20 protein-coding genes, 1 tRNA gene and 1 riboswitch are annotated in these 24,405 nt (G+C 49.8%); of the genes, 13 read left to right on the top strand and 8 right to left on the bottom strand.

What is annotated here, in order from left to right:
* Positions 1–96: 96 nt before the first annotated feature.
* The 3 genes from PKH29_03620 to PKH29_03610 are packed head-to-tail and all read left to right on the top strand — an operon-like array spanning position 97 to position 2,153.
* On the top strand, positions 97–1,512 hold the full coding sequence (locus tag PKH29_03620) for a transglutaminase domain-containing protein (protein ID HNX13925.1): 1,416 nt from the start codon (positions 97–99) through the stop codon (positions 1,510–1,512).
* Between the two features lie 31 nt (positions 1,513–1,543).
* Positions 1,544–1,960, top strand: a complete 417-nt coding sequence (locus PKH29_03615; protein ID HNX13924.1) for a secondary thiamine-phosphate synthase enzyme YjbQ — start codon at positions 1,544–1,546, stop codon at positions 1,958–1,960.
* A gap of 28 nt (positions 1,961–1,988) precedes the next feature.
* Positions 1,989–2,153, top strand: a complete 165-nt coding sequence (locus PKH29_03610; GenBank protein ID HNX13923.1) for a hypothetical protein — start codon at positions 1,989–1,991, stop codon at positions 2,151–2,153.
* A gap of 76 nt (positions 2,154–2,229) precedes the next feature.
* Here the strand turns inward: PKH29_03610 and PKH29_03605 are convergent, their stop codons facing one another.
* Positions 2,230–3,642 carry an NCS2 family permease gene (locus tag PKH29_03605; GenBank protein ID HNX13922.1) on the bottom strand — a complete coding sequence of 471 codons (1,413 nt, stop codon included), beginning with the start codon at positions 3,640–3,642 and terminating at the stop codon, positions 2,230–2,232.
* Positions 3,643–3,722: 80 nt separating this feature from the next.
* Positions 3,723–3,798: transfer RNA gene (locus PKH29_03600), tRNA-Ala, on the bottom strand.
* 307 nt (positions 3,799–4,105) lie between these two features.
* Between PKH29_03600 and PKH29_03595 the strand changes: the two genes are divergently transcribed.
* The 8 genes from PKH29_03595 (at position 4,106) to PKH29_03560 (ending at position 14,990) form a co-directional block, all read left to right on the top strand.
* On the top strand, positions 4,106–6,397 hold the full coding sequence (locus tag PKH29_03595) for an ATP-dependent RecD-like DNA helicase (GenBank protein ID HNX13921.1): 2,292 nt from the start codon (positions 4,106–4,108) through the stop codon (positions 6,395–6,397).
* A 116-nt stretch (positions 6,398–6,513) separates the two neighbouring features.
* Positions 6,514–7,080 carry a phosphoribosyltransferase family protein gene (locus tag PKH29_03590; GenBank protein HNX13920.1) on the top strand — a complete coding sequence of 189 codons (567 nt, stop codon included), beginning with the start codon at positions 6,514–6,516 and terminating at the stop codon, positions 7,078–7,080.
* Positions 7,081–7,121: 41 nt separating this feature from the next.
* Positions 7,122–8,159: a rod shape-determining protein gene (locus PKH29_03585; protein HNX13919.1), complete on the top strand. Its 1,038-nt coding sequence runs from the start codon at positions 7,122–7,124 to the stop codon at positions 8,157–8,159.
* A 47-nt stretch (positions 8,160–8,206) separates the two neighbouring features.
* Complete coding sequence (locus PKH29_03580; protein HNX13918.1) at positions 8,207–9,448, top strand: sialidase family protein; 1,242 nt, start codon at positions 8,207–8,209, stop codon at positions 9,446–9,448.
* A 7-nt stretch (positions 9,449–9,455) separates the two neighbouring features.
* Positions 9,456–12,530 (top strand): glycoside hydrolase family 2 TIM barrel-domain containing protein, encoded by a 3,075-nt coding sequence (locus PKH29_03575; GenBank protein HNX13917.1) that lies wholly within the window; start codon positions 9,456–9,458, stop codon positions 12,528–12,530.
* 6 nt (positions 12,531–12,536) lie between these two features.
* The gene (locus PKH29_03570) at positions 12,537–13,142 is read left to right on the top strand and encodes a pyroglutamyl-peptidase I (GenBank protein HNX13916.1); all 606 of its coding nucleotides are present in this window, start codon (positions 12,537–12,539) and stop codon (positions 13,140–13,142) included.
* A 144-nt stretch (positions 13,143–13,286) separates the two neighbouring features.
* Entirely contained in the window at positions 13,287–14,501 is a 1,215-nt protein-coding gene (gene ilvA, locus PKH29_03565) for a threonine ammonia-lyase (GenBank protein ID HNX13915.1), read from the top strand.
* A gap of 6 nt (positions 14,502–14,507) precedes the next feature.
* Positions 14,508–14,990, top strand: coding sequence for a CinA family protein (locus PKH29_03560; GenBank protein ID HNX13914.1), 483 nt, complete (start codon positions 14,508–14,510; stop codon positions 14,988–14,990).
* 329 nt (positions 14,991–15,319) lie between these two features.
* Here PKH29_03560 and thyX read toward each other — a convergent pair whose 3' ends face one another.
* The 6 genes from thyX to PKH29_03530 are packed head-to-tail and all read right to left on the bottom strand — an operon-like array spanning position 15,320 to position 21,594.
* Entirely contained in the window at positions 15,320–15,949 is a 630-nt protein-coding gene (gene thyX / locus PKH29_03555; GenBank protein HNX13913.1) for an FAD-dependent thymidylate synthase, read from the bottom strand.
* Positions 15,950–15,974: 25 nt separating this feature from the next.
* The gene (locus tag PKH29_03550) at positions 15,975–16,661 is read right to left on the bottom strand and encodes an ECF transporter S component (protein ID HNX13912.1); all 687 of its coding nucleotides are present in this window, start codon (positions 16,659–16,661) and stop codon (positions 15,975–15,977) included.
* A complete protein-coding gene (locus tag PKH29_03545) occupies positions 16,658–18,295 on the bottom strand; it encodes an ATP-binding cassette domain-containing protein (GenBank protein ID HNX13911.1) in 1,638 nt (545 codons plus the stop codon). Before PKH29_03545 ends, PKH29_03550 begins: the two co-directional genes overlap by 4 nt.
* Positions 18,268–19,146 (bottom strand): energy-coupling factor transporter transmembrane component T, encoded by an 879-nt coding sequence (locus PKH29_03540; GenBank protein ID HNX13910.1) that lies wholly within the window; start codon positions 19,144–19,146, stop codon positions 18,268–18,270. Before PKH29_03540 ends, PKH29_03545 begins: the two co-directional genes overlap by 28 nt.
* 17 nt (positions 19,147–19,163) lie before the next feature.
* Positions 19,164–20,744 (bottom strand): DUF4430 domain-containing protein, encoded by a 1,581-nt coding sequence (locus PKH29_03535; GenBank protein ID HNX13909.1) that lies wholly within the window; start codon positions 20,742–20,744, stop codon positions 19,164–19,166.
* On the bottom strand, positions 20,734–21,594 hold the full coding sequence (locus tag PKH29_03530) for a hypothetical protein (GenBank protein HNX13908.1): 861 nt from the start codon (positions 21,592–21,594) through the stop codon (positions 20,734–20,736). Before PKH29_03530 ends, PKH29_03535 begins: the two co-directional genes overlap by 11 nt.
* Positions 21,595–21,840: 246 nt before the next feature.
* A riboswitch (cobalamin riboswitch) is annotated at positions 21,841–21,988 on the bottom strand.
* Between the two features lie 253 nt (positions 21,989–22,241).
* Between PKH29_03530 and purE the strand changes: the two genes are divergently transcribed.
* Both purE and purF read left to right on the top strand, forming a co-directional pair.
* On the top strand, positions 22,242–22,727 hold the full coding sequence (gene purE, locus PKH29_03525) for a 5-(carboxyamino)imidazole ribonucleotide mutase (GenBank protein ID HNX13907.1): 486 nt from the start codon (positions 22,242–22,244) through the stop codon (positions 22,725–22,727).
* Between the two features lie 53 nt (positions 22,728–22,780).
* Complete coding sequence (gene purF / locus PKH29_03520; protein ID HNX13906.1) at positions 22,781–24,244, top strand: amidophosphoribosyltransferase; 1,464 nt, start codon at positions 22,781–22,783, stop codon at positions 24,242–24,244.
* The last annotated feature ends 161 nt before the right edge of the window (positions 24,245–24,405 follow it).

Below are 24,405 nucleotides of genomic sequence, written 5' to 3'. Positions count from 1 at the left end.
AACTAATTCCAATAGGAGAATTATCGGAATGATTGACAAAACTGTCTTTATAATGATATATTTGTCATGTAAATTAAAATGGGAGGGGGATCACTTTTGAAAAGAGCGCTCTGCATTTTAGCAGCTGCTTTACTCATCATTTCCCAGCTCCCTTTGTCTCTTTCCGCATCTCCAGCCGATACCGTCGTTGAAAACTTGTCGGCATTTAATGAGCATTTCAGTGTCTCAACCGGAAATATTAATAGCGCTTTCGAAGACGCTTTTGCTGCCAAACCGGAACTGGTTTTTTATTATTACGGGATGTCTTATACTGTTTACGGAAGCCACACAGACTGTGACGTTCAATATGCCAATACCGATATCCCAATAAACAGCATTCATGTAGCAGATTCCTCCGAAGATTTATATAGCTGTATCCGAACAGCCATGATGAAAGCTGAGACCGACGTTTATATTGTTTTTTCCGACGGGAAAAACCTTATACCTGATTTCTCCGGACTGGTTGAACAGGTTCGCGACCGCGATTATATCGCCTATATGGGCTATAAAAGTGTATCTGTGAAAATTTTCTCAAATAACCACTCCGACGCGGCTGCATATAAAATTAATTTTACCTACGGTTATGACAGCGAAACACTGGTTCAGATGAAAAAGGAAACGAAAGACGAAGTGGTTCGGCTTACAACGGAAGTATTTGCACCGGGTATGAGCGAATACATGCTCGTAAAATCAATCCATGATTATCTGATCGACCATGCCAGATATGAAGAAAAAAGCAATCTGCAATTGGTTTATTATGCTTACGGCCCGTTAATTAAAGGGATAGGAGTTTGTGAGGGATATACGGAAGCCGCACGCCTTCTGTTTAACGCTGTCGGAATCGAATCCGTATTTGTCAGCGGAACTGTTGTTGCAAACATCCCGCATGCCTGGAACCTTGTCAAACTCGGCGGAAACTGGTATCAGCTCGACATCACCTGGGACGATCCTGTGAGTTCGGACGGCAAAAATAACAAGACCTACGATTATTTTAATATTACGGATTCGGAAATGGCGGTTGACCATGTCTGGAGCGGTGATTATCCCAAATGCACAGTCAAAGACAGGGGTATCAACGCCACACAGGCTGCTATGCGTCCGCAATCGCAGGCAGAATCGATAATATCCGTAGTTCAAACCAGCTCGCAGGCGCGTTTACCCTCCTCTCAAACCGTCTCTTCAAAGCAGTCCGTTCCGGCGGCTTCGTCAAAATCATCGGTTCGGACTTCGGAGGAAACTTCGATTCCGACACCTTCATCTTCCGTTTTTTCTTCCGCGCCCGTTCTCCCTGTTATTTCAACCGCCGATTCACTGCCCTCTTCTCAACCAACAAATTTTCAACTTTCAAGGTATATCTCCGCAGTTTCTCATGAACTCGGAATTTCCGTACAACTTACCACAATATTAATGATACTCCTGGTTACGGCTGTGGTTTTAATTATCGGTTCTCTGATCTTCCGAAAAAGGACATAAGCGACGCTCATTGAAAATCAGGAGAGTGCACATGAAATCATTTCGAAAAGAACTTTATTTTCATATCGGAACACGTCGGGCATTTGTCAATATCACTCCGCAAGTCGAGGCTGCGCTTGCCGAAAGCTTAATTCATGAGGGGCTGTGCCTTGTCAACGCAATGAACATCACTGCGAGTGTGTTCATCAACGACGACGAGGGCGGCCTGCACCGCGATTTTGAAAAATGGCTTGAAAAGCTCGCGCCGGAAAAACCTTACGGCCAATACGACCACAACAGCTATGAGGACAACGCCGACGCGCACTTGAAACGCACCGTAGTGGGTCGCGAGGTCGTCATTGCGGTTACAAACGGCAAACTCGATTTCGGAACCTGGGAACAGATTTTTTACGGCGAATTCGATGGTAAGCGGGATAAGCATGTTTTGATTAAGATCATCGGGGAGTGACATGATGGGACAATATTCAAAGGCTGAATTGGAGGGAGCACTTCGCGTTGTCTCTTCCACGATCAGAAAGTGTGAAAAAATACAGGAAAAACAGACGCTGGGGCTTTCTCAGCAGACACTGCTGTGCAATCGAATCAAAGCGCTTCATATCGCGTCGGATTTAATTACAAAGGAAATTGCAAAGACGGATTAATTTTGCAGTTAAATTGTTTAAACAAAAAACCGGCGTACCGTTTGGTACGCCGGTTTCTCTTTATCCTGAGATAATCTTATTTCTGAATCGCCAACAGGACAAAGTTCAGAATAAACAGCACTGTCGCGACTGCGAGAACCGGGTGAATCTCCTTGACTTTCCCCTTGAAAATCTTCACAATACAGTAGAAGATGAAGCTGAAAGCAATACCGTAGGAGATACTGTAGCAGATCGCCATGAACACACCCGCGAAGAAGGCAGGAATGGCTTCGGAGAGTTCGTGCCAATCTATTTCTTTGAAGGAGGCCATCATCATGATGCCGACCACGATCAATGCAGCGGAGGTTGCGGCAGCCGGAACAATTCCCGCGAACGGAGCAATCAGGATGCAGGCCAAAAAAAGAACAGCCGTGACAACACTGGTCAGACCGGTGCGTCCGCCGACGCTGATGCCAGCGGCGCTCTCGACGTAAGTTGTCGTGTTGGAGGTACCGAGAATCGCGCCTATAGAGGTAGCGACAGAGTCAGCGCAAAGCGCTCTGTCGATCTTGGACTTAAAGCCCGAACCGCTCTCCATCAATTTCATATCCTCTTCCGAGAAGATACCGCTCCGTCGGCCTGTACCGACAAACGTTCCGATAGTGTCAAACGTATCCGTCAAACTGAATGCGAAGATGGTTGCGAGCACCAAAGGTAATTTGGAGGCGTCTGCGAATAACGATGGAATACCTTCGCTTTTGAAAATAACGCCGAATGTGCTTCCGAGTTCTTTAAAGGAATCCGCAATACCGCCGGCAATACCAACGTTTGCAAAACTGACTACGCCCATCGGTATGCCGATAATCGTGGTGGCGACAATCCCGATTAAGATGGCGCCTTTTACTTTGATAACCAGCAAAACGACGGTAATAACCAAGCCGATTAAGGCGAGCAGAACTGCCGGCGAGGCGAGTTTAACAAGCGCCGGAACCGCGCTGGCGTCGGCGATAACCGTTCCGTCACCCAAAACGGTGTTTTTGCCCGGGTCGGAGGTGAAGTTGATGAGACCGGCATTTTTAATTCCTATGTAGGCAATGAAAATACCGATGCCGCCGCCGATGGCGTTCTGAAGTCCGGAGGGGATCGACTTAATTATGGTCTTCCTGATCTTTGTTACGGTGATAACGATATTGATGATACCGCAGATAAAGACCATTGACAACGCCTGCTGCCAGGTAAAACCGAGGGCGAAAACGACCGTGAATGTGAAAAAGGCGTTCAGCCCCATACCGGGTGCCTGTGCGTACGGCACATTCGCGAAAAGGCCCATGATCAGCGTGCCGATAACGGTCGCGAAAATGGTCGCGAGGAAGATTGCTTTTTGCGGCATTCCCGTCAAGCCAAGAATTGACGGATTGACGAAGATGATGTACGCCATCGTGAAGAAGGTCGTCAAACCGGCGATGATCTCAGTTCCGACGGAAGAGCCGTTTTCCTTGATTTTGAACAAGAAAACTCCTCCTATAAAAAAATATTTGCCTAAACCTTGTCATACAAGGGGAGAGAAGTTTTGTATCACAAGGTTTGTGCTGGTGGAGATAAGCGGGATCGAACCGCTGACCTCTTGAATGCCATTCAAGCGCTCTCCCAGCTGAGCTATACCCCCGCGTGAAACCTTTGTGATGAAAAGAACTAATCCCGATCGGTTGGTTAGGCGCCTCCGACCTATAAATCGGATGAATTGCGCTAAATCGCAAATCAACGATTACGAAAGAATCATATCATATCGCCGTACCCTTTTCAAGCAATCTTTCCGAAAAAGTTATTGCCTGATTTATCTTTGTCTAAAATTACAAAAAAAATACGAAAACTTTGGCTAATTTTATCTTATTCATTGACCTTGTTTACTATATATGGTATACTATAATTTAATAATTGCCGATATACGGTGTTTTTTCTTTGGAGGTGGCGGCTTGAGAGACATTGCGAGAGATCTTGCGGGCGATATCTCGGGCTGTATCCCCTGTGAAGGTACGTCTTTGGATGATAAGGACGGGCTGTATCAGGCCGAGGGTGTTGTCGACCGGGTGGTATTTGCCAATGAAGATAACGGATATCATGTCGTCGAGCTGCTCTGCGGCGGCGATATCCTGACAGTCGTAGGCGAGATGCCGCAGATTTTCCCCGGTGAACGCCTTAAGGTCATCGGCAGGTTTGTGACCCACTCCTCTTATGGCAAACAGCTTGAATCACAATCCTCTGAACGCCGTCTTCCTGATAACCGTGAGGATATTCTGCGCTATTTAATATCCGGTGCGGTAAAGGGCATCGGACCGGTCAGCGCCGAGAGGATTTTTGATCGTTTCGGCGACGACACTTTGTTCATATTGGAAAACGATCCGATGCAGATTGCCGAAGTGCGCGGATTTTCTCATAAAAAAGCCATTGCGATTGCCGAAGAACTTACGAAATTATTCGATCTGCGGCGAATGCTGTTATATTTATCGGGTTACGGCCTGCGCCCTTCCGAATCGGTTAAAACAATCCGGACGCTCGGAGAGCACACAATGCGGCTGGTTGAGGACAACCCCTATATTTTGTGCTGCAACGCCATCGGTCTCGATTTTGCGCGGGTTGACGCTCTGGCCTTTGAGCGAGGATTTGAATACAACAACGATAACCGCCTCGGCGCAGGCGTTCTGCATGTACTGCGTCACAACCTTCAAAACGGACATACCTGCCTTCCGACCGATAAACTGCTCGGTGCAGCTCAGACGCTGCTGCGCTGCGAACCGGAGCTGGCGGAAAATGCGCTGAATAACCAGATGACGATGGGCGAGGTTTTACCCGTCTGTTTTGGGGAGAAGCAGTTTTGTTTCCTCTCAAAGGTCTTTATCGCCGAGAAATACATCGCCGACCGAATGAAAATGCTATCTCAAATTGACTCTTATACAAAACCGGTGAATGACGCTGAAATCTCCGAATTAGAAAAAGCCGTCGGTATTGCTTATGAAAATTATCAGAGAGAAGCCGTGAAAACAGCTGTCTCGCACGGGACCTGCATCATCACCGGAGGTCCCGGCACCGGCAAAACGACAATACTTTATGCTGTGCTTCGGCTATTGCAAAATCGGGGCTTGAAAGTGACGTTGGCAGCTCCGACAGGCCGCGCGGCAAAGCGCATGAGCGAACTTGTCGGGTGGGAGGCAACGACCATCCACCGCCTGCTCGAAAGCACAGTCGGCAACGGTGACGATCGCTGGCTCACTTTCGGACGCAACGAGGAGCTGCCGCTCGACAGTGACGCGGTGATCATCGATGAGGCCTCGATGTGCGATATCTTTGTGATGGAAGGACTGCTCCGCGCAATGCAGCCCGGAGCCAAATTGATTCTCGTCGGCGACGCGGACCAGCTGCCCGCCGTCGGCGCAGGCAACATTATGCGCGATCTGGCAGGAAGCGGAAAAATTCCGCTAATCCGGCTGACCGAAATTTACCGGCAGGCCGCCGCATCTCTGATCGTGGTCAATGCTCACCGCATCAATGACGGAGAATCACCGATTTTGGACCGAAAAGACGGCGACTTCTTTTTCATGCCTGTCCGTACAGAAACCGAATGTGCAAAAACCCTGGTGTCGCTCTGCTCTTCCCGCCTGCCCGCCCGTTACGGCTGGTCGCCGTTTACCGATATTCAGGTACTGACCCCAGGCAGAAAGGGTTCGTTAGGCACGTTCGAACTGAATAAAAAACTGCAGGCCGTCTTGAATCCTCCGAGTCAAAGTCCGCAATATGAATATGAGGGATTTTATTATCGAATCGGCGATAAGATTATGCAAACCCACAATGATTATGATATAATGTGGACAAAGGGCGGCGAGGCCGGTGTCGGGTTATACAACGGCGACACGGGCATCATCACCGGCATCGATAAAGCGGCGCGGCTTTTATATGCAGATTTCGACGGGCGGCAGGTCTGTTTTTCCTCGCAGCAGCTCAACGAATTGGAACCCGCCTATGCCTGCACGGTGCACAAATCCCAGGGCAGCGAATTCGAAGCCGTAATTCTTCCGGTCTTTCCCGCCTATTCGGAACAGTTGATGTACCGAAACCTGCTCTACACCGCCGTGACCCGCGCCAAAAAAATGCTTGTGATCGTGGGCAGCGAAGCGACCGTAATGAAGATGATTGCCAACGAGAAAAAGGCGCTGCGCTATACCGGGTTAAAGAAGTTTTTACTCGGACTCGACGAGGGAGCTGGACTCTGATGGACGGCGTGACATTCTTTGATAGGTTAATCTCGGCTTTCTTCCCGCACAAGTGTGTTTTCTGCGGTCAGATTTGCGCTGATCTTGATTATTGCGGAAAATGTCACCCTCCTTTTATGAAGCGCCGGGACATGGAGTTGGCCGGCCGCAGAGTACCGAATGCGGATGGGTACTTCTCCCCTTTCTTTTACATAAAGGGCGCTAAAAAAGCAGTCAAGGATTTGAAATTCAACCGGAAGCGGCAAAACGCCGCAGTACTGGGCGAGATGATGGCGCACTGTTGTCTCGGCGCCGACTTCGGGCCGGTAGATTTTATAACTTGTGTACCGCAAAGCGAGCACAGCCGAAAGGTACGCGAATACAACCAATCGGAATTGCTCGCCGAACGGGTTGCAGACGTCCTCGGTTTTCCGTTTTTCGACACGATGATCTGCCTGCGCCACTCGACTGAACAAAAAAGTTTGACCGCAGCGGAGCGCGCCGCTAATATCTTCGGCAGTTTCCGGCTGAAAACCGATGCAATTGTCAAAAAGCGTTCTATATTATTGATTGACGATGTCATGACCACCGGTTCAACTCTGTGCGAGGCCATCCGGGTTTTGAAAGAAGCCGGAGCAAAAGAAGTTTTCGCCGTATGCGCAGCCTCAACGATTTTAAAACGGGAAACGGATTACGGATTTTAAATTTAGAGACTTTGACTTGATTTTGAAAGGGCGTTTCAGTAATGGCATATGGTTTTCTCGGCCTGAACCAGCATATCGCGATCGACCTCGGAACCGCTACCACAAAAGTGTTTTTGCGCGGAAAAGGCATTTTGATCGACGAGCCGACCGTGGCCGCTTTCGACCGCGAAACCGGCGATGTGATCGCTATCGGCGAGAAAGCCAATAAGATGCTCGGGCGCAACCCCGGCGGCATCGAAGTCATTAAGCCGCTCGCCGACGGCGTGATTTCGGAATTCGACGTCACGGAGAAGCTGCTCAGGCATTATATTAAAACTATCTGCGGTGATTTGCGAATCTTCAAGCCGGTCGTCATGGTCTCTGTCCCTGCCCGAATGACCGATGTTGAGGCCAGAGCGGTTGTGGATGCATGCGATCTTGCAGGAGCGAGGGAGGTTTATCTGATCAGCGAACCGGTTGCGTCTGCCATCGGAAGCGGGATGGATATTTCAAAACCGCACGGTATTATGGTGGTTGACATTGGGGGCGGCACAGCCGATATCGCAGTCATCACCCTGAACGGCATCAGCGCCACCAATTCTGTGAACGTGGCAGGTAACCGCTTTGATAATGAAATTATCAAGTATATCCAACGTCGGTTTAAATTGATTATCGGCGCACCGACTGCCGAGCGTGTCAAGCGGGAAGTCGGCTGCGCATATTATAACGGAACACACAAGACTACGACAGTCAAGGGCAGAAACTATATCACCGGCATCCCGCAGGCGGTCGAAGTCGGGAACGATATGTTAGCCGATGCTCTCGCCGAATCCGTTTCGATCGTCGTCGACGCAACCAAATCCGTTCTGGAGCGCACACCTCCGGAACTGATCAACGACATCAAGACCGACGGCATTCTGCTCTCAGGCGGCGGAAGCATGCTGGAGGGATTGGATGAATATATGTCTATGCGCTTGAATACGCCGGTCGTTCGTGCGCTCAGCCCGAAAGATGCGGTTATTCTCGGAGCCGCGCGAGCGCTGGACAATATCGATAAATTCACTCCGGGAGCGAAAGGTTATATCGACAATGTTTTTTAACTTATTTTGTATAAGAGACAGCAGATGCGAAAGGATAACGTAACGTCATGAGAGTCATCGAGCGCGAAGAAGCATTTATCCGCTGTGAAGGCGATGAATTCATCAACGGACCCTCGGTCGCCAAATGTCCGCGCAAAGATATCCCGGGAGGCGGCGACATGATCCTGACTTTTGACCGGATGGACCGCCGAAAGAGCAATTTGGCCACTTCGATCTACCGGTCTTCGGACGGCGGCCGCTCCTGGAAATTCCAAAGCGTCTTCGAACATAAATTCGTCTATGATCTGCACGGGAGCAGCCGCAGAGATGGTTACGGCTCGGTCTTCTCGGACGATATCCGGGGGACGATGCTCTATTTCGGCACTGAGCTGTATTTTGAAAACAACGACCCGGAAAGTCCGTCGAAAAAACGTAAAATTTACTATCGTATTTCATTTGATAACGGTTTCACCTGGTCGGATAAACGTCAGATCATACAAAAAGGAATCTCAAGCGCCGGCCAGATGTACGATAAAACTCATTATATGCACAGTGTAAAATTCGGAGCTAATATGGCCACGTTTGTGATTCCGAATCTTGTGCGCACCAAAGACCTTACATTAACACTCGGCGTCAGTTCTCAGGCAGTCGATCCCAATTGGAATCGTATTGATTATTTCGGCAACGGCTTTATGCGCAGCGGCGCGATCAAGGCAAAGTGGAACGCCGCTGATCTCGGGTATACTTTTGAATTCGGCAACTGGGCGGCCATCGAGGTCGAACGCTCGACGCGCGGACTGTTTGAACCGGTTCTCTCTGTGGTAAACGGCGAACGGATTATGATGGTCGCGAGAGGCAGCAATGCGCCTCATTCGGTTGTGGAAGGCTGCAAATTTATGCTGTTGTCTGTAGATGAAGGGCAGACCTGGAGCCATCCCGAACCATTGCTCTACGACGACGGCAGCTTTATGTATTCTTCCTCGAGCCGCGCGCGCATATTTGAACACACCGACGGACGGTTATTTTATATCGGCGTCATTAATGACCGGAATCCCGTGGGCAACTTCCCGCGTTATCCTCTCTGCATCGCCGAAATCGATAAATACTCCTGCCGGGTGAAAAGAAAAACCGTCACAACGATTGTGACAAAACCAGAAGAAGTTGATGATGCCAAAACATTGTTTCCGGTCGATTTTACAGGACACTGGGCTTATGAGCAATTCGACGGAAAACTCGTCGTGCTCGCGCCTTGCCGCCCCGAACTTTCCAAGTTTGGCGGCTGGCTCAATAAATATATAATCGAGGTTTAAGTTCAACATGGCAAACGAACAGGCATACTTTGCAAAGATCGCAGCGGATAACAAGGCGACCCGACCGGGGCTGAAGAAGTGTCCGCCGATTTACTATGATCCCGTCGATTTCAAACCCTCTAAGGCCGTTGCACCTGAGGTCATCCAAAAGTCCTATGAGGAATTGAAAAAGGACTATTGGAACGAAATCAAAGCACTGAGAGAAACCTATGCGCCGTTTTTGCGCGATCTTGTCCCAAAAGCGAAAAAGATTCGCAGACGCCGATATCTTTCCGAATTCAATTTCCGGTTCGAGACCCCGGAAGATAACTGCAATTTCGAGAACGCTCAAAAAGGACGCGGGAACTGGGAGCACGTCAAACTGCCGCATTTTCACGGACCGATCGGCCGTTGGACGGCTTTTTACCGATCTGAATTTCAGTATTTCGCCTCATCGGAAAAACGGGTCTGGCTCAACTTTTTGGGTGCGGACTACATTGCCAATATCTATTTAAACGGGCGATATGTCGGCAGCCACGAGGGCATGTTTGCACCTTTTAAATTTGAAGTTACCAAGATTCTAAAACGCGGCAAGAACGTGCTGCTGGTCGAATTAAAAAACGATCTTCCGACCGTAGGCATTGAAGGAGATCGGATTGACGGGGATAAGATATACGCCGCTACCGGACTCGGCTGGGACGACCCGCAGGTCGGTTGGCACCACTGCCCTCCCGGAGGCGGTATTTACAACAAGGTTTTTTTGGAGGAGACGCCGGATTATTTGATCAACGATGTCTTTATGCGCCCGAATATCGATATCGGGACGGTCCAGGCATGGGTACAGGTTTTTAATGCCACCGATGAGAATTATTCCGACCGCGATAAATCCGGCAGTTTTACCCTCGGCGTAAAAATTTTTCCCCGCAATTTTGAAGGCACTCCGAAAAAGGAAGTTCTGTTTGAAAACATTCCTTACACCGGCCCCGGCGCTAACGATTACCGTTATGAAGTACCAATGGGCAGGTTCAAGACCTGGGAACTCGAAAAGCCGTATTTGTACACAGCGCGCATCTCATTATATTCTCGCGACGGAGTGCTGCTAGATCAATGTGACAAGCCGTTCGGCATGCGCAAGTTTTCTATGCAGACCGAGACTGAGAGCAACGATGATAAGGGCGAATTGTTTTTCAACAACAAAAAGATCCGCCTGCGCGGCGCAAACGACATGGGACATATGCAGCTTGCCGTGTGTGACGAAGACTGGGAACTGCTGATCACCGATATTCTGATCGCCAAAGTCGCCAATATGAATTACTACCGGTTTACACAGAGACCGGTACAGGATGAAATATATCTTTACTGCGATATGCTCGGTATGCTCAACCAGACCGATCTGCCGGTGTTCGGAACTTTCCGGCGCGGACAATTTTATGAGGGCATTCGCCAGACCGGCGAGATGGAACGGTTGGTACGTTCGCACCCCTCCTGCATTATGGTGACTTATGTCAATGAGTCGATGCCTGTCGAGCGCGATGGTAAATGCCACCGGCATCTCGGCCGCCCCGAACTCGAACGCTGGTTTGAATGCTGCGACCGGGCGGTCAAACAGGAAAACCCCGACCGGGTGATCAAGCGCGTCGAAGGCGATTATGATCCGCCGACCAACGAGGGACTTTCGGATTTCCACTGCTACAATATGTGGTATACCAATCATGCGCTGCCCATCGGGCGGCTCTATCAAAATTGGCTCCCGAAAATCCGGATCGGCTGGAAGACCGGCTGCGGCGAATACGGCACCGAGGGGTTGGACAACTACGACGTCATGACCTCCAGATACCCCAAGGAATGGCTGCCGACTCCCGGCGAGCAATGGCTGCCCGACAAGATCGTCTTTGCTCAGAGCAACACGATGCACGGCGACTGGTACGAGGAACAAGAAGGTATTTTAAATTGGATTGCCGAGAGTCAACGGCATCAGGCATTCGCGACAAAAATCATGACGGACGCTTTACGCCGCCGCAGCGATAAAATCGTCTCAACCGCCCTGCACCTCTTAATCGACGCGTGGCCCGCGGGTTGGATGAAAACGCTGATCGGCGTTGATCGCCAACCCAAACCCGGCTTCTTCGAATTTAAAAACTCCCTCGCCCCGCTGCGTTTGAATTTGCGCTGCGACCGCTGGACGGCTTATGAAGGCGAGACCATCCCGCTCGAATGTTGGCTGTTAAATGATACGCAGGAAGATCATAAGAATCTTCGTATGGTTGTGACCTTGCGAAACGGTGAAAAAGTCCTTTCGAGCTGGGAACTCATCTCAAGTATCAAAGCTGTCCGTCCCAAGTGCGCCGGAATGATCAAAGCGACATTGCCGAAAATTACTGCCAAGACCGCTATTCATTTTGATGCGGCGCTTTACGACGGCATAAAACTGATTCAAGGGGAGCGATTCACGGTCAAAACCTATCCGAAACAAGCGGTTCAAGGAAAAGCGGTCTGTATCGGTCAAAATGCACTGAGGATTGTAAATGCGATCGGGTTGGAAGCCGAAACAGCAACTTCCCTGCCCGACGAAGCCGAAATGGTGTTTATATCGAATAACGCCTGTGATCTCTCGAAAGCCGAACAGTTGGCTAAAACAGGTTGCAAAGTGATCATTCTGCCACCCGACAGCGGCACAGCAGGTTATCAAATCGGCAAAAAGACCGTCGGTTATGTCTATATCTACGGTGTTTACGACGCCGTTGAAGGTGCGATGCCGTTTGACCACGAGGACGGCGTGGCGTTTGTCGCCCGCAACCCCGTACATCCGCTGACCGCCGAATTCGGCCCGCAAGATTTCGCCTATCTCTACAATGCTGATAAAAACTTTATAGACACTGCGGCGGTCAATTATATCAAGGCGGAGGGGTTTGATCTGAAGCCACTTGTATTCACCTATGCCAAAGCCGGATTCTTTGACAAGACCACCGGACACAAGCAAAAGTCCCCTGTCGTCGCCGAACTTGCCAATCATTTGTTCGCCGTCTCGATGGATCTGCGCGGGCGTGTCGGCTATAACCCGGTGTTAGATAAATTATTAATTAATATTTGCAAAGGAAAATAAACTGAAATGAAAGTTCTTGTCACCTGTTTTGACGCGTTCGGCGGAGAGACAATCAATTCCGCGCAAAAAGCGGTCGATTTATTGCCGTCGCGTGTCCGTTTCACCCGCATTATCACTGCACAGATTCCCACTAAATATGATGCTTCAGTTGAGATAATCAAGCGTTTGCTGGAAGTTCACAGCCCCGATGTGCTGTTGATGGTCGGGCAAGCCGCGGGGCGTACTCAACCCGAACTGGAACGCATCGGCATCAACTGGGACAGCGCTTCGACCGCCGATAACGGAGGTGATATCCACCTGAACCAAAAAATCTGCGAAGACGGTCCCGATGGGTTATTTACGACTCTTCCGGTTGAAAAACTGGCAGCCGCCTGCCGTGAAAACGGCCTGCCCTGCAACATCTCTTACAGCGCCGGTACCTTTGTATGCAATCATGTCTTATACAGTATTCTATATTATGTAGGTGAAAACCATCTTCCGCTGAAAGTCGGATTTTTACACCTTCCGGCAACGATGGAACAGGCGCTGACCAAGAAGTATCCTTTCATGGAACCGCAGACAGCGGCAGCCGTCATTAAACTTTTAGTTTCGACTCTGACAAACCAAGAATAATTCATAAATTATATATTGACTGATACGATATAATGACAGCGCATGAAGCTTTCAGCATGTTTCAAACACTCGTTGTGCTGTCTTCGAAAACGGCAAAGCCGTTTTCCGTAACTTTTATGGTATAATAACAACGGAGGGATGACCATGACTTGTGATCTTGTGACCCTGGATATGATTAAAAAGGCCGCGAAAAGAATGTCGGGCCTGATTCATCATACCGACATCATCAGCGCACCCGCCGCGTTTTTCGGCGGGCAGTCGGACTTTTATCTGAAAATCGAAAACTTGCAAAAAACCGGCTCCTTTAAGGTCCGCGGCGCGCTGAACAAGATGAAAACCCTCACCAAAGAAGAACTCGCGCGCGGAGTTGTCTGCGCTTCCGCCGGAAACCACGCGCAGGGCGTCGCGCTCTCGGCAAAACTGCTCGGTGCAAGGTGCATTGTTGTGATGCCCGAAGGCGCACCTCTTTATAAAATACAAGCAACGCGCTCTTACGGTGCAGAAGTCTTGTTATACGGCCCGACCTTTGATGAATGCAACGCCTATGCCATCCAATTGGCTGAGGAAAAAAAGGCCGTCTTTATCGCTCCGTTCGACGATCCCGAAGTCATTGCGGGGCAAGGCACGATCGGTCTTGAGATTATGAGTGACATGCCCGACTGCGACGCCATTTTGGTGCCGATCGGCGGCGGCGGATTGATTTCCGGCGTTGCGGCAGCGGCTAAGGCCATTAATCCGAAAGTCAAGATCATCGGCGTCGAACCCGAAAACGCCGCCTGCATGCGTCAGGCGATTCACGCGGGTGCGATTTTTCCGTTAGCTTCAGCCAACACGGTCGCCGACGGTGTCGCAGTTAAGACTCCGGGAAAACTCACGTTTACCATTTGTTCGCAGCTGCTCGATGATGTTATCACTGTCAGCGAAGCCGATATTTACAATACCATTTTACTTATGGCTGAGCGCATGAAAATGATCGCCGAGGGTGCGGGCGCCGTGGCGCCGGCTGCGGTCGCATTCAATAAATACCGCACCTCAGGAAAGACAGTCGCTATCGTCTCCGGCGGCAATATCGATATGAATATGCTCGACCGGATCATGGATAAAGGCCTGATCAGCTCCGGCCGCCGGTTTCTGTTCAAAACCATCGTCGCCGACAAACCGGGACAACTCAGCGCACTGCTCAATCTCATCTCAGATACCAAAGCAAACGTCATGAGCATCGGCCATGACCGGCTCTCCAATCGCACACGGCTCGGCGAAGTCGTCGTGACGCTCGAACTTGAGACCCGTGACCACGAACATATCATTTCGATTCAAAATCAGCTGCTCGCGAACGGGTATCATATTATGCTGGATTAAAAAATAATGGAAAAAATTGCCGAACAGCTTGTTGCGCTTTTAAAAGAAAAGAACATGAAAATCTCCGCGGCGGAGTCCTGCACCGGCGGGCTATTATGCAAACTCCTGACCGATGTGCCGGGCTGCTCAGCAGTGCTGGACATGTCGGCGGTGACCTATGCCAATGAAGCCAAAACTGCACTGCTCGGCGTTTCAGAGCAGATTCTCGAAGATATGGGTGCGGTCAGTTCGTCTTGTGCGGCTTCGATGGTACGCGGCATTTTACGGCTCTCGGGTGCGGATGTCGGGGTTGCGATTACCGGCATTGCCGGGCCGGACGGCGGCAGCGCCGATAAACCGGTCGGCACGATCTTTATCGCAGTAGGCAAACCGGGCAAATACTGGGTGAAAAAGCGCCAATTCGACAACAAAGCCGCACGTGAGCAGATTCGAAATGCCTCTGCGCTTGCTGCATTTGAGATGGCGCTTAAATTGGTTAAATCTCTCTGACAGACCTGTTTTCCTAATGGTTTTTATTAGTTCCGGGCATGAAACTTAACGGCGTATTCCAATGATATGAACGCCTTATCGATTAAAAATATCGCTTTTCCGGTGCCGCGGAATAAATCCCCTGCGGTATTCAAAACACCGAATTCGGATTTACCTCGTTCCGGACAGGTGCGGTGATAAATATACTGTCCCGGTGATGACTATCCAAACCGTTTTAATCCCCCCCGCTGATTACGGTGTTTCAAAAGGACAACCTGATGACGAATGAATAGGCCTGCTATAATACGAAAAGCCGCTGCTTATAAACAGCGGCTTCTTGCATATCATTTTTACTCGGAAACTGTGATGTCGTTAAAGATTACCGGGATGGCTTCTCGAAACGCTTTCAACATCGGAATGGTGATTTCCCGCATCTGCGAATGCGCCTTCGGTGATGTGCGCAATATAAAGAAATGCCGCCATTCGCGCAGATTCATCGTCATCACAATCTCGGTTTTCAGGCTGTTGGGCAGCACGGTTCTGGCTTCGTCCGGTGCGGCACCTGTTTCGATTAATTTTAAATAAGCCGATTCAATCTGCGCCATTATCTGTTCCCAGACAGTGTATTTATCGGGGTCGTCATTCCAAAAATACGGGCGGATAAAAGTTAATTCGTTTCCGAATTTGTCTTTATTATAATTGCAATAACGGGTGCTTTCCTGGCTGTAACTGGCCAGCCGATGACGGACGATCTCGTGGCTGACACCGCGGTCGCAGGTGATTTTAACCGTAATTTTTTCATGCTCAATCACCGACTCGTGGCCGTTTTTGATCAGAATGCTCACGAATTTCGCGGCGGAATCGGGTGTGATTTTATCCTCGCTCTTATAACAGACTCTGCCGATATATTCAAGATTACGCAAAATCTGTTCCCTGTCGGGCTTTTGGATAAACTCGAACCCCGGTGAGATAATTCTCATTTCGGATCATCCTTTCGTTTTAGATTTAAATTCCGTACTTCAATTTGATTCGTTCGAGTTTTTCACCGAACGGTTTTGCAAACAACACTAAAAATATCACATTGGAGACCGAATACATAATCGTATAGGGCAGCGCTGTGCCGAGCGCAGCGAGATAAAGCGTCAAATCAAACGATTGATTATACCATAAAACCGTCCAGCTATCCATAACAATCGAATAGATAATTCCGGACAAAAAGCCAAAAACGAGAAGAAAGACACGGCTCTTTTTTAACGGCAAATATAAAAAACCGGCGATCAGTCCGATCATTCCCCAGGAAAACATCTGAAACGGTGTCCAGGGGCCTTGCCCGAAATAAAAATTCGAGATCACAGCCGACAAAGAGCCCACCATAAATCCCGCTTCTCCGCCCAAGTAGATCGCCGTGATGATAGTCAGCGCCGTAATCGGTTTGAACAAAGGAATAAAACGACCGACAACAGAAAATGCCACCATGACCGCCACGATGATCAGGCGCCTGGTTCCTGTCTGCCGCTTTTCAAATCCGGCGATAAACAGCGCCAGAGATAAAATCGCAACGGTTAGCGAAATGAACGCATATTGCTTTTCGTCAAACAGAAAGATGCCCGCGGCGATTGCCGCCGGAATCAAAAGGAACGGGATGGCGATTTTAACCGCTTTACGCAGACCGTTGTTTTTGATGACGATCATACGCCTTCCCCTTTTCGTTTGTTTTTCAGGCAGTGGTCAACCGCGTCATCTACGGTTACCACACCGCCGAAGATGCCGCGTGTCATGCGATTGGCCGCAGTGGTATAAAAGGTGTTTTCGGCAAAAAATTTCGCGGGCGTATCAATCGAGGTGATCTCACCCCGGAAAAACAACGCGCATCGGTCGGCGCACTGCGCGGCGAACTCGACGTCGTGTGTCACCGCAACAATCGTCACGCCGGTTGCCTGTAATTTTTTCAATACGTGGATGATACCGTTTTTTGCATAAGCGTCAAGTCCTTTGGTCGGTTCGTCAAGCAAGAGCAATTTCGGCTTGGCCGCAAGCACCTTGGCCAATGCGACCAACTGCTGCTCTCCGCCGCTGAGGTCGTAAGGGTGTTTGTCCATCAATGGGGTAAGGTCATAAGGCAATTCAACGTTGCTTCCGCCGACTTCGGCCAGTTCCTCGCGCACGGTATTGCGTAAAAACACCGTCTGGACATCCTGGGGCAACAAGGATAAACAGCTCCGATAAAGCGATTGATTTTTATAGTCCTTCAGCTTTTTTCCAAACACCTTGATGTTGCCGGCATAAAACTTATTCAATCCGGCAGCAGCACCGAGCGCGGTGGTTTTTCCCGAGCCGTTTCCACCGAGAATGCAGAATAATTCGCTGTTGTAAACGGTCAGATCGAGCCCGCTCAGCACATCGGGCAGTTCGCGGGCATAACGGAACCATACATCCGAAAATTCGAGCGCGGGCGTTTGATTATGCGCATAATCCCCCTGCTCTTTTGATTTAGCGGTATTTTCAAAGTGCTCTTCGATAAAACGCCGTCCCTCGCGAACGGTCAGCGGACAGGGTGACAGCACATTAAGTTTGCTGTAAAGCCGAACTGCTGCCGGCATGGCCTGTAAAATTGCCGGATGCGAACGCATGTTCTCGGCGATGTTGCGGGATGCACCATAATCAAGAACCGATCCTTTTTCCATCACAAGCAGCTTATCGCAGACCGGAATGACATCCTCGAGCCGGTGTTCGACTAAGATGATTGTCAGAGAGAGCTCGCGGTTGAGTTTTTGCAAGGTCCCGATGAAATCCGAAGCCGCAATCGGGTCGAGCTGGGCGGTCGGCTCGTCCAAAATCAGAATGTCGGGCTGCATCACCATGACCGCTGCGAGATTTAAAATCTGCTTTTGCCCGCCGGAAAGGTCGGAGACGTTCTTGTCAAACCACGCTTCGATGCCGAAATAACTCGACATCTCGGAGACGCGTCGGCGGATCATCTGCTGCGGTAACCCCATATTCTCCAACCCGAACGCAAGTTCGTGCCAGACCTTGTCGGTCACGAGCTGCTGCTCGGGCCGCTGCATTACGAAACCGATCTTGCAGGCCGAGGTCATTTCATCAAGTTTATCAAGCGGCTTGCCGTTATAGATGATCTCTCCGGTTTTATCGCCAAGCGGCGTCAATTCCTGCTTTAACATCCTCAGTAAGGTTGACTTACCGCTTCCGGTCGCTCCGCAGACCACGGTGAAATCGCCTTTTTCGACCGAAAAAGACACCTTATCAAGCGCTTTTTGGGTACAAAGCGGATAAGTAAAGCTCAGTTCCTTGACAGCAAGTATTTCCATTTGATGCTTTCCTCCGCTTCAATAATTGTGGGAATGAACGCAAGCAGCCCGTATGCGGTGTAAGTCAGAATTGATGCCGCAGTGACGGGCGAAGCATTAATGGCCGGATAGTATTCGAAAGAGATCGAACCGTAACCGATTCCAATCGCAGTTGCGGTGAGCAATCCGAGCGAAATCAGGATTAACACTAAATCGTTCTTGCGGAATTTATAGAGCGCGAAAAAAGTGCGACGACCGATGCCGTAACCGCGTGCCGTCATACTGTCGGCGGTTATAATGCCGTTTTCAAGCGCCCAGGTCACCATGACCGAAAAAATCCGCGTACCGCCTCGAGCCCGGTCGATGACGTTATCTTCTTTGTATAACCCAAGGGCTTTTTGCGCTGCGTCGGTCTTTTTTATCTGTTTGCCGAACAATGGGATATAACGGAGTGCCATTGAGAGGATCAATGAAAGTTTCGGAGCCGCAGAACCGAACAGATAGAGCAATTTATCGCTTGTCATAATTTGCGTGAAGGAGCGAAACCAGTATAATACCGACACGATCATCGCCGAGGAGGCAATGCCGTAATAAAAAGACTCAAGCGTCACGGGGTTATTGTTCATCACGAATAACACCGTCACACCGTTATGGGAAATCAACGGATTCATAAATGACATCAGGACGAATAAAAAGAAGAAGAACAGATGGGAACGGAGGCCTTTGCGGCCGTTTCGGACAATAAAAAGCGAAATCGACCCCGCCAATGAAAGCGCGAGGAGCATCGGGCCGGCGGTAAACATCGCCAAACCTGCGGCGGCGAGAAAATAAATTAAAACAGCAAAGGGGTTATACTCCGAAAAATCCTTCAAGCCGCTCTCCCCTTTCTTTATAATTGAAGATCGTCGCCCATTTCGAGGGTGTACAGCCATTCGATCGCATCGCCGTCGGAAAGCTTGTATTCCCCGCAGCCGACCGAAGGCGCAGTGCCGTTGACATGGAAAACCCAACCGGACAGGTCACCGAATTGATATTCGTAGAGATAATTGATCCCGGCGACATAAGCCAAATTCTTTGTGCCGTTGTTTTCCACTTGGATATTATATTTACGTGCCGCTTCTACCAGCACGTCATAAACCGTCTCGCCGTCCGCGATGTCAAACGAAGTCGTTTTTAATATGACACCGTCAGACGGGATATATTTTGAATCGGACTTTCCGACGATGGTGTCACAACGGATTGTCAGCGTCACTTTGCCGATAATCGTATCTTTTTCGGTGTCTTTACCGTTATAATAGCTGCTTGCGGCACTGAAATCGGTCAGCTGAATAAATGCGATTACGGCAGCGGCGGCTAAAACCACCGCTAAAAAGTTTTTAAAATGTGTTTTCTTTTTAAATATCAATACCACGCTGACGAGCAAAGCTAATCCCGCAGCGGATATGCTGACCCAAAATTTATAACCTGATTTCGCACCATCCGTTTGTCCTTGATTCTCGGCGGTTGTCGGTTTGTCAAAAACGAAAAACGGCCCCAGCCCTTTTTGCTGCCTTTGAAAAGCGATCAGCGCATAAAAAATCTGTACGGTAGAAGTGTGATTGAAATCTCCGCCTTTTGTATGTGAAAAGCTGCTGTCTGAAAGGCGATATTGGGCGATTGCGTCAAGCAGTGTGTGATCGTTTTTGATAAACCGGCTGCCCGCTGTGCAGTCAATCCCGAGAGACGACAATGCCACAATCACCTGCGCGGCGCTGTCCGGGTTTTCTTCGCCGAAACCCATATAACCGCCGTCGTCCAACTGCTTATCGGAAAGAAGGACAATTGCCTTATCCACAGCCGCTTTGACGGCTTCATCGGTTTGATAATAAGGTGAGAGCGCTTCGATCGCCATTGCGGTGACGTCCACGTCGGAATTCTCGCCGTAGAGCGCCCAGCCCCCGTCTGTAAATTGCAAAGATATAATTTGATTGATGACTGCATCAATTGTATAGCCCGAACTTTTACATCCGTTGTTAAGCAAGTGCAGACCAAAAATCCAACTCATAATTCCTTGCTGCCCGATTGAATCTTCAACCGCAGAATTCACAAAAGCGTCATTCGAAAAACCGGTTGATATTAAAGCGAGTGCATACTTTTGGCGTGTCGCGGCGTCAGTAATTTCGTTTTTGCTCAGATATGTTTTTAAAGCATTGCCGTAAGCGGAAAAATCATACGACTCGCCCGACTGGCTCAGCGCCATTGCGTACCATTCGGAAGTAACGCCCGCGTTTTCGGTCAGCCCGGTGTCGATCCACTCCTGGATGGAATTGACGCCGGATTGCGCTTCGTTGTATTCGGCAATGCCGCCGACGAGGTATTGCACCTCGCCGGCGGTGTTCCCGATATTCTGCGCCGAGACGGCTGCAGGGCCTGACAAAACAGCTAGAATTAACAGACAGCAGCCGATTACGGCAAAAGACTTACTTTTCATTGACCTTTTTCGGGATTGCCGCAACAACGATTCCGGCGATCATAGCGAATGCAACCACGGCATAAATAACCGGGTTGATACAGGAACCGGTATTGGGCAGTGTGACTCCCGAAACCTCGGAGGTGGCGGAAGCGGATGCGGTATCGGCTGCGGAGACGGTTGCCGTGCAAACCGGCGCGATAATTCTCATAGCAGAAGACGTGGCGCTGATTACGCAGGTTCCTGTCTTATCGATTTTGATTGTGACTTTGCCTTCGGCGTCGGTCTTATAGGTTGTTGCGGTTCCGTTAACCGTGATAACAGCCCCGGCAACCGGTTTTACGATGGGCTTGAAATTTGAATCAAACGCCGCAGCGGAAAGCGTCAGTTTGATCTCTTCACCTGCTGTCGCTTTGACGGTGTTTACATCAAAATAGGTATAGGTATCGGAAAAATTCGTTGTATCTGTATACAAGAAAGCGGTTAGAAAATCGCCAGTTTTAACAGTATCGGTCAAGCTCATGGCGGACTTGTTGTTCAGATAATAACCGAAGCCGCTGCCGTTTTCGGTGCCCCAGAGTTTGGTGATGGAAAGACCGTATTCGCCGGTTTTGGTGGCATAACCCTTGGCTGCTCCGCCGGTGAACTTGCCTTCATGCGCAAGATACAAGGCATCATCAATGGTCAGTTTGCCGTCCTTGTCGGTGTCGGTGACGGTGATGGGTTCCTGCGCCAATACAACAGCGCCGGTTTTGTCGACGATCGTGACATTGATTTTCGCCGAATCGTCTGCTGCAAACGCCGTGAGGCCGAGCATGGACAGCATCATCGCCAGCGTTAAAATCATGACAACCGCTTTTTTGATTTTCATGGTAATTCTCTCCTTGTGATTTCAATATATGATATTGCGCCTTACTGCGCCGGCGCAGCTATCCGATGAATGCGGGCATATTGCAATAAAAAACGCCCTTATCGTTTGAAACGATAAAAGCGCAACTGCTCTAATGATTTCGAAGGCATGGCACAGCCGAAAATATCCCTTTGGAAATCTTAAAACGGCTGCACTTTTCATGCCCAAAAATGTTCCGGAAAACTCATTTTATAAAAATAGTATAACCGGTGACCGCGCATGCACGGCAAGTATTCCGACTTATGAAAGAGCATCTTTCAATTACGGTAATGGCGGTTGCGACGGATTTTCACCGAACTTCCCTCTGATCCAATGGCGGTTTTCACCGTTTGGAACCGTGCTGCGAATTCAATATTCAATTTTGATGTCCGGAGTTATCCGGTACAGGCGTATGATAGCATGATAAATACCGAAAGTCAACCGCTTTATGGAACTTCGAAAGATCTTTATAAAATAATCTTTACATATTTACATATTTAATAATTTATTTTACTCTTCTAATACAAAATGCTGAAATAAATTTCGATTGCAAATATTAAAAAATTATGATAGAATATGCATGCGGGTGTAAATTTTTACGCCTCAATTCTTTTTCGGAGGTGGTTTCGGTGCGCAAGGTTGCCATTGTGATGGGCAGCGACTCCGATTTGCCCGTCGTCCAAAAAGCCGCCGACTGTCTTGCGCGGTTTGGTGTACCCTATGAAATGAGGGTGCTCTCAGCCCACAGAACCCCCGCTGAGACAGCGCAATATGCCTCCTCGGCTGCCGAAAAAGGCATCGGTGTCTTTATCGCCGCAGCCGGAAAGGCCGCACACCTCGCGGGCGCTATCGCCGCACAAACCGTCTTACCGGTCATCGGCATCCCGATCAAATCGTCCACGCTCGATGGACTCGACGCCCTGCTCTCAACGGTTCAGATGCCCTCCGGTGTACCAGTCGCAACTGTCGCCATCGACGGAGCCGAAAACGCCGCGCTGCTCGCGGTGCAGATTCTTGCCGTATCGGATGAGCAGCTGTCTGAAAAACTGGCCGATTATAAAATTGAAATGCAAAAAGCCGTCCTTTCCAAGGACGCTTCCTTCAACCAAAAATAGCTCTGTCTCTCAGGGCTATTTCCTTTTTTATCATTTTAGCAAGGAGATCTTTCATGTTCGGTGACATTCACGAGGAATGCGGCGTATTCGGCATCTGTTCGACCGAGACTTTTAACGCCTCTTCAGCTGCTTATTACGCGCTCTATGCCCTGCAGCACCGCGGCCAGGAGGCCTGCGGTATCGCTGTCAACGATGACGGCATTGTCACAGCGCATGCTGACATGGGACTCGTCAACGAGGTGTTCACCAAAGAGGTTCTCAAGCGACTCGACGGCGGGCAGATGGCGGTCGGTCATGTTCGTTATTCGATGAACGGCTCGGCGAACCGAACCAATCTCCAACCGTTAGTCGTGCGTCATGTTAAAGGGCCGATGGTCGTCGCCCACAACGGCAATATCACCAACGCCGCCGGACTGCGTGAAAAATTTGAGCGTGAAGGCGCAATCTTTCGTTCCACTTCCGATACCGAAGTCATCGCCTACGTCATCACCAAAAACCGGCTTTGCACCCCGAGCATTGAGAGCGCGATTGAAAAAGCCATGGACGAGCTCGAAGGCGCTTATTCACTCGTCATTATGTCGGCGCGAAAGTTGATCGCTGTCCGTGATCCCCATGGTTTTCGTCCGCTTTCACTGGGAAAAACGCCCGACGGAAGTTACATTTTTGCCTCCGAGACCTGCGCGTTTGAGACCCTCGGCGCAAAATTCGTCCGCGATATCGTTCCGGGAGAAATCGCTGTCATCGAAGACGGAAATCTCCGCTCCATCACCTCGCACTGCGGACAGAAGCCCTCTCTATGCGTGTTTGAATATATCTATTTCGCGCGCCCCGACTCGATGATTGAGGGTACAAATGTGCATATGGCCCGTCAGCGCGCGGGACAGTTTTTAGCGCAAGAGAACCCAGTCGAGGCCGATGTCGTGATCGGTGTTCCGGATTCCGGACTCGACGCTGCGATCGGATATGCCGCAGAATCGGAGATTCCCTACGGCGTGGGATTTGTGAAAAACCGCTATATCGGCAGAACCTTTATTCAACCGACGCAGGCGCTGCGCGAAGCGTCTGTGCATATAAAATTGAATCCGATTGCTGAGACGGTCTCAGGCAAACGCGTGATCATGGTCGACGATTCGATTGTGCGCGGCACAACCAGCGCCCGAATTGTCAAAATGCTGCGCGAAGCCGGAGCAAAAGAAGTTCACATGCGCGTCTCCTGTCCGCCGTTCATCAGCCCCTGCTATTTCGGCACCGACATCGACGGTAAAGATAAATTGATAGCCTGCCGGATGAGCGTTGACGAGATTGCAAAAAGCATCGGCGTTGACTCGCTCGGTTATCTCTCGGTCGAACACATCGGGCAGCTTGCTGACGAATCCTGCGGCGGATGCTGCACCGGCTGCTTCACCGGGCAATATCCGGTGAATGTTCCCGACGAAGTAAAGCCGGACAAATTCGAGAAAAAATACAGTGAGAGCGACAAGGCAAAACAGCGCGCTCGAATGAAAAAATACGAATAAAAATAAATGGGAGGAACTTATGAACGAGAGTTACAAAGCGTCCGGTGTCGACGTGGAAGCCGGTTACGAAGGCGTGCGTTTGATGCGGCAGCACATCGCGAAGACCCTGATCCCGGGCGTCGTCGGCGACATCGGATGTTTTGAAGAGCCGTTTTCACCCG

The sequence above is a fragment of the Oscillospiraceae bacterium genome, from assembly GCA_035353335.1.
GTDB lineage: Bacteria > Bacillota > Clostridia > Oscillospirales > JAKOTC01 > DAOPZJ01.
Note: the sequence above shows the minus strand (reverse complement) of the source record. Positions and strands in the feature narration are given on the sequence as shown.

Excerpts from the sequence above, each read along its gene's own strand:
- PKH29_03615 (HNX13924.1), top strand. The coding sequence starts at position 1,544 with ATGAAATCATTTCGAAAAGAACTTTATTTTCATATCGGAACACGTCGG.
- ilvA (HNX13915.1), top strand. The coding sequence starts at position 13,287 with ATGACTTGTGATCTTGTGACCCTGGATATGATTAAAAAGGCCGCGAAA.
- PKH29_03535 (HNX13909.1), bottom strand. The coding sequence starts at position 20,744 with ATGAAAAGTAAGTCTTTTGCCGTAATCGGCTGCTGTCTGTTAATTCTA.
- purF (HNX13906.1), top strand. The coding sequence starts at position 22,781 with ATGTTCGGTGACATTCACGAGGAATGCGGCGTATTCGGCATCTGTTCG.
- PKH29_03560 (HNX13914.1), top strand. The coding sequence starts at position 14,508 with ATGGAAAAAATTGCCGAACAGCTTGTTGCGCTTTTAAAAGAAAAGAAC.
- PKH29_03575 (HNX13917.1), top strand. The coding sequence starts at position 9,456 with ATGGCAAACGAACAGGCATACTTTGCAAAGATCGCAGCGGATAACAAG.
- PKH29_03570 (HNX13916.1), top strand. The coding sequence starts at position 12,537 with ATGAAAGTTCTTGTCACCTGTTTTGACGCGTTCGGCGGAGAGACAATC.
- PKH29_03590 (HNX13920.1), top strand. The coding sequence starts at position 6,514 with ATGAAGCGCCGGGACATGGAGTTGGCCGGCCGCAGAGTACCGAATGCG.
- thyX (HNX13913.1), bottom strand. The coding sequence starts at position 15,949 with ATGAGAATTATCTCACCGGGGTTCGAGTTTATCCAAAAGCCCGACAGG.
- PKH29_03580 (HNX13918.1), top strand. The coding sequence starts at position 8,207 with ATGAGAGTCATCGAGCGCGAAGAAGCATTTATCCGCTGTGAAGGCGAT.
- PKH29_03545 (HNX13911.1), bottom strand. The coding sequence starts at position 18,295 with ATGGAAATACTTGCTGTCAAGGAACTGAGCTTTACTTATCCGCTTTGT.
- PKH29_03530 (HNX13908.1), bottom strand. The coding sequence starts at position 21,594 with ATGAAAATCAAAAAAGCGGTTGTCATGATTTTAACGCTGGCGATGATG.
- PKH29_03550 (HNX13912.1), bottom strand. The coding sequence starts at position 16,661 with ATGATCGTCATCAAAAACAACGGTCTGCGTAAAGCGGTTAAAATCGCC.
- PKH29_03585 (HNX13919.1), top strand. The coding sequence starts at position 7,122 with ATGGCATATGGTTTTCTCGGCCTGAACCAGCATATCGCGATCGACCTC.